Origin of the sequence: Ruminococcus sp. 1001136sp1_2201st1_G3_2201SCRN_220225 (assembly GCF_040924365.1) — a bacterium.
Lineage (GTDB): Bacteria > Bacillota > Clostridia > Lachnospirales > Lachnospiraceae > Blautia_A > Blautia_A faecis.
In genome coordinates this window covers 1-5894 of the sequence record NZ_JBCOME010000100.1, presented here as the reverse complement: position 1 = coordinate 5894, position 5894 = coordinate 1, and the positions used below count along the sequence as shown (strand labels likewise).

Below are 5894 nucleotides of genomic sequence, written 5' to 3'. Positions count from 1 at the left end.
GTCCGTAACTTCTCATGCTCATAGTAAGCCTGGCAGAATACTGCCTTCTGAATCGTTACATTACTCTACCATTATATAATAGTCACACCAGAAGTCCACCCCTAATCGTAACTTTTTATCCGACAAACCTCGCACAGAAGAAATCAGAGAGGTTCCGAAAAAATCTCATACGGCAGAATTTGGGGTTAAAAAAGGAGAGGACACAGTCTGAGCTCCAGCGGAGCAAATTTGTCCTCTCCTTTCTTCGGTTTCAGCAAAATTCTGATGTTTTTAATTTTTTTTGGCCGCACACCGCGCTCAGAGCAGACCTGATGAGACCAGGTGCCCAGCCGGGAAACGTTCCTATCGGGAATTCACCTTCCACTGACTATCATACAATGCATAAACCGCTCTGTCAAAGCTCTTACTAAGAGCCTTCCTCGTCGAACTGTTACTTCTCTGTACAACTGCCAGTCTGTCAAAATCCGACAGCTCCGTACCCGAGATCACCAGCATGTTCGGACTTACATATGCCGTATCATACCACTCTCCATTCAGCTTCACCTGACTGGACGGGGTGAAATTCGTGCCTTGGATATAATAAGTCCAATCTGTATCCGACACTAACCGAATGGAATCTAAGGTCACATCATAAAGTCCCATCCGCATCTTTGTTCTCTCAAAAGGATTTTCTCCTCCATAAGCATATCGCTGACCGTACAGCACATCATACTGCAGTGTCTCCAGATCGACCTGATAATTCTTGGTATTTCTTCTTGCCTGATGATATTTCATGATCGTACCCTCATGAATACCAACTCTGTCCAGAACCTCTGCTGCGATCTGATAAGAAGCCAGATTCTCATCCTTCTTGGTAAGTCCCATATTATCCCAGATTACATACTCCGTCTGGAAAAGATACTTATTTTTCAGATCTTCCACAGTCAGTCCCATAGTCGGCAGATGATCCCCATACATAACCAGGATCACATCCTCCGGATAGTCTGCCAAAGCATCTGTTAACTCTTTCACAAACTGATCCATCTCATGAATCTGATTCACATAGTACTCCCATTTACAATTCAGCTCATCCGTAGGAGAACCGGAAACTGTAATAGAAGGATTGTCCAGAATGGGCTCGCTTGGATAATCACCATGTCCCTGCACGGAAATGGTATACACATAATCCGGACTGTCAGTAGAATCCAGACACTTAATGATTTCATCCGTCAACACACTGTCTTTTACCCATCCAAGAGGATTCTGCAGGTTCTCATCTGCCATATACTCTTCAGAAGTAAAGGTGTCAAATCCCAGATTGGGGAAAACAGACCTTCTTCCATAGAAGTTGGCTTCATTATTATGTACCGCATGTGTAGAATACCCCAGATTTTTCAGAACATAGGGCACACTTTCGCAGGTAGTCTCCTTAAGAATACTCTTATAAGGATATTCACCTGGTCCAAAATAGTGAAGACTCATACCTGTAATGGTCTCAAATTCCGTATTTGCCGTACCAGCTCCAACAGAAGGAACCTTGTAATATCCGGAAGAATACTCTTTCATCAGCTTCCTGAAGTTCGGAATTGGATCTTCAGAAATATCCAGGTAATTTACCAGTGTCGGGTCAAAGAAAGACTCAAGCTGAAGGAACAGAATATTCGGTCTCTTTCCATCCTCCTTGGTCTTTGGAAGATTGGACTCTGTCTTCTCGATCCGGTTAATCTCATCCTCAGAATAATCCCTCGGCTCACTGATGCCTGTATTAAAAATAGTAGTCGCCAGACAATAAGGATAACCATAATCCTCATAAGCAAACGCAATATTGCCAAAATAATTAGACAAAACCCTTTTTTCAAGAGCCAGCTGTGTCACGCCTCCAAAAGCCACAAAACCAGCAATTACCAGCGGAATCACATACCGGTACTTAATCTTCTGCTCATACTTCGGTCCCTTGACCAGTAGGATCAAAAGCCCCAGCACCACAATTCCGATCAAAATACATCCGATCACCACACCATAAAACGGCAGATATTTCTGCATGATCGCAATACCATCCGTCAGCATATGCAGATCCGGTCCGGTAAATGGTGTAACACGGTTCATCAGAAGAATACAGTTTACGATTCCCAGAAACAGCCAGAAAACGGAAACCACAACTCTCCAAAAGCACCGCCTGTGAAACAGATAAACGATCAGCATTGTAGTAAAAATAAACATCGTATTATAAGCAAATACCAACGGTTTTCCCGTCATATAATCCCAGGCCTCCACTACAGAATGGCGGCACAGTGCCTCTATAAGGAAATAGAGCACTGCGCACCAGAGTGCCTGGAGAATCAGGGAAATCTTATTGCAAAATTTGCTCAGCTTCATGCAAAATCTCCTTTTTATCTCTTAAGCTGCTCAAGCTGTGTTTCAACCTTATCTTTCATCTCTTTGTACTTCGCAAGCTTCTCCTTCTCTGCATCAACCTTGGCAGCAGGAGCCTTATTTACGAAATTTGGATTATTCAGCATTCCCTCACAGCGGGCGATTTCCTTAGTCAGTCTCTCCTGCTCCTTTGTCAGTCTCTCAAGTTCTTTTTCCTTGTCAACAAGGTCTTCCAGAGGCATATAAACAACTGCATTGGAAACAACAACAGAAACTGCATCCTCACCGATACCAGTCTTATCCTGCTGAACATGGATTTCTTTTGCAAAAGCAAGGTTTGCAAAGGATTTCTTGCTGTTCTCATACATCTGACAGATAGCAGCATCTTTTCCAACAATGATCAGATGTGTTTTTCTGTTCTGCGGAACATTCATGCTGGTTCTTGTGTTACGGATGCCACGGACAACTTCCTGGAAACTTCCGATTGCAAGCTCAGCCTCAGGAGAATTCCACTCGTCCTTATATACCGGCCAGTCAGAGATCATTATGGACTCTTCCTCCGGAAGCAGTGTGCAATAAATTTCCTCTGTGATAAATGGCATAAACGGATGAAGCAGCTTCAGTCCCTGGGTCAGCGCTGTGCGAAGTGTCCAGAGAGCCTCGTTTGCCGCCTTTGGATCCTCTTCTGCCTTCCACAGACGAACCTTGGCGATCTCAATGTACCAGTCGCAAAGCTCATCCCACAGGAAATCATAGATCTTCTGAACCGCAATACCCAGCTCATATTTTTCCATATTGTCAGTTACTTCTTTGATCACATTGTTCAGTCTGGAAAGGATCCATTTGTCCTCAGCGCAAAGAGAACCGATCTCCGGCTCCGTTACATCCTTTCCTTCCAAATTCATAAGAACGAAACGGGAAGCATTCCAAATCTTATTTGCAAAGTTACGGCTGGATTCTACACGCTCCCAGTAGAAACGCATATCGTTTCCAGGTGCATTACCAGTCATCAGAGTGAGACGAAGAGCATCTGCGCCGTACTTGTCGATTACTTCCAGAGGGTCAATACCATTTCCAAGGGATTTACTCATCTTGCGTCCCTGGGAATCTCTTACCAGACCATGGATCAGCACATGATGGAACGGTGTCTTTCCAGTCTGCTCAAGAGCAGAGAATACCATACGGATAACCCAGAAGAAAATAATGTCATATCCGGTTACCAGCACGTCTGTTGGATAGAAGTACTCCAGTTCCGGTGTCTTGTCCGGCCAGCCAAGTGTGGAGAATGGCCACAGAGCAGAGCTGAACCAGGTATCCAGAGTATCCTCGTCCTGATGAAGATGTGTGCATCCGCATTTCGGACATTTTTCCGGCATTTCTCTTGCAACTACAGTCTCACCGCACTCATCGCAGTAGTAAGCCGGGATTCTGTGTCCCCACCACAGCTGACGGGAAATACACCAGTCACGGATGTTCTCCAGCCAGTGAAGGTAAGTCTTGTCAAAACGCTCCGGAACGAATTTCAGATTTCCATCCTCAAGAGTCTTGATAGCAGCTTTGGCCATTTCGTCCATCTTTACAAACCACTGAGGCTTGATCATCGGCTCTACGGTTGCATGGCAGCGGTCATGTGTTCCAACGCTGTGATTGTGCGGAACAACCTTCACCAGAAGGCCAAGCTTGTCCAGATCCTCTACCATGGCTTTTCTTGCTTCGTAACGATCCATGCCGGCGTATTTACCACCCAGCTCATTGATGGTAGCATCATCATTCATGATGTTTATTTCCGGAAGGTTGTGTCTCTTTCCAACCTCGAAGTCGTTAGGGTCATGTGCCGGTGTGATCTTTACGCATCCGGTACCAAATTCTTTATCAACATACTCATCGGCAATAACCGGGATCTCTCTGTCTGTGAGAGGAAGCTTCAGCATTTTGCCAACAATGTCTTTGTAACGGTCATCATCCGGGTTTACTGCAACTGCAGTATCTCCAAGAAGTGTTTCCGGACGTGTTGTTGCAATTTCCACGAATTTTCCTTCTTCTCCAACAACCGGGTAATTGATGTGCCAGAAAAATCCGTCCTGATCCTCATGCTCAACCTCTGCATCGGAAATGGAAGTCTGGCATACCGGACACCAGTTGATGATACGGGAACCTTTGTAGATGTAGCCTTTTTCATATAACTTGATGAAGACTTCCTGTACAGCCTTGGAGCATCCCTCATCCATGGTGAAGCGTTCTCGCTCCCAGTCTGCAGAAGCACCAAGCTTCTTCAGCTGGTTGATAATTTTTCCGCCGTACTCTTCTTTCCACTCCCAGGCATATTCCAGGAATTTCTCACGACCGATTTCTGCCTTGTCGATGCCTTCTTTTTTCAGTTTCTCAGTAACCTTAACCTCTGTAGCAATAGCTGCATGGTCAGTTCCCGGCTGCCACAGTGCTTCGTAGCCCTGCATTCTCTTGAAACGGATGAGAATGTCCTGCATAGTTTCATCAAGTGCATGTCCCATATGCAGCTGTCCGGTTACGTTTGGCGGCGGCATAACAATGGTAAATGGTTTCTTATCCGGGTTTACTTTTGCATGAAAATATCCGTTTTCCATCCATTTCTGGTAAAGACGTTCCTCGATTCCTTTTGGATCGTAGGTCTTTGCAAGTTCTTTGCTCATAATTTTCCTCCTAAAAAAAGAGCCCCTCACACAATTGTGTGAAGGGCGAAATTAACGCGGTACCACCTTCATTATGTGCAAAATGCAAAGTACTGTTTCCCTGAATGTATTTACAGTCTTCGCTCTGTTGTACACATATCTCTTTCCTGTAACGCTGGAATTGCGTGAAAACTTACTGCAGATATCACTGCCTGTTCAGTTTCCCGGCTCAGAAGCTACCTTCAGTGAATGCGGATCTCGAAATGTCTTCCACCACAGTTATCCCTGGACATTTCTCTCTGGGAGGGCATTTACTTACTCCTCTTCTTCAACGCTTTTCGCTGCAGCGGTCTGATCTCCTTGTAAATAGCCGGAAAAAGCCGCCACTTTTATGGATATAACTATAATTGCATTCTTCCGGCTTGTCAAGCTAATTTAAAAATTTCACAATTACAATAATTTTTATTCCACACTCTTTAAGGATTCCACCATATCAATGGTTTTCAGCTTAAAATGCATCACCCCATTCACCACAATGGAAAATATGCTTGTCAGAATTCCACTGTATAAAAAGCTCAGCGGCTTAATATTTCGTCCAAACATAACTGCATCCACCTCAACCGTAGTAATCACATACCTGTGAATGAGAATTCCAAACACTGCTCCAAACATAATTCCAAGCACTGTCAGAATCACGTTTTCCCGAAGCACATACTGAGAGACCTCTCCGTCATAGAAGCCAAGCACCTTCAAAGTTGCCAGTTCCCTCTGTCTTTCTGTTATATTGATATTATTCAGATTATACAATACCACAAAAGCCAGCATTCCTGCGGAAACGATCAGCACCAGGATCACCGCATCCAGAGTGCTCAGCATACGGTCAACCTGTGATGC

Annotated in this window: 3 protein-coding genes; all 3 read right to left on the bottom strand. The window is 44.6% G+C overall.

Annotated features, from left to right (window positions below; translation table 11 throughout):
* Nucleotides 1-342: 342 nt before the first annotated feature.
* On the bottom strand, nucleotides 343-2355 hold the full coding sequence (locus AB5642_RS19365; RefSeq protein WP_173718784.1) for an LTA synthase family protein: 2013 nt from the start codon (nucleotides 2353-2355) through the stop codon (nucleotides 343-345).
* Between the two features lie 14 nt (nucleotides 2356-2369).
* On the bottom strand, nucleotides 2370-5021 hold the full coding sequence (locus AB5642_RS19360; protein ID WP_173718783.1) for a valine--tRNA ligase: 2652 nt from the start codon (nucleotides 5019-5021) through the stop codon (nucleotides 2370-2372).
* A 441-nt stretch (nucleotides 5022-5462) separates the two neighbouring features.
* The coding region (locus tag AB5642_RS19355) for an ABC transporter permease (protein WP_368371889.1) at nucleotides 5463-5894 on the bottom strand (432 nt) is incomplete at its 5' end.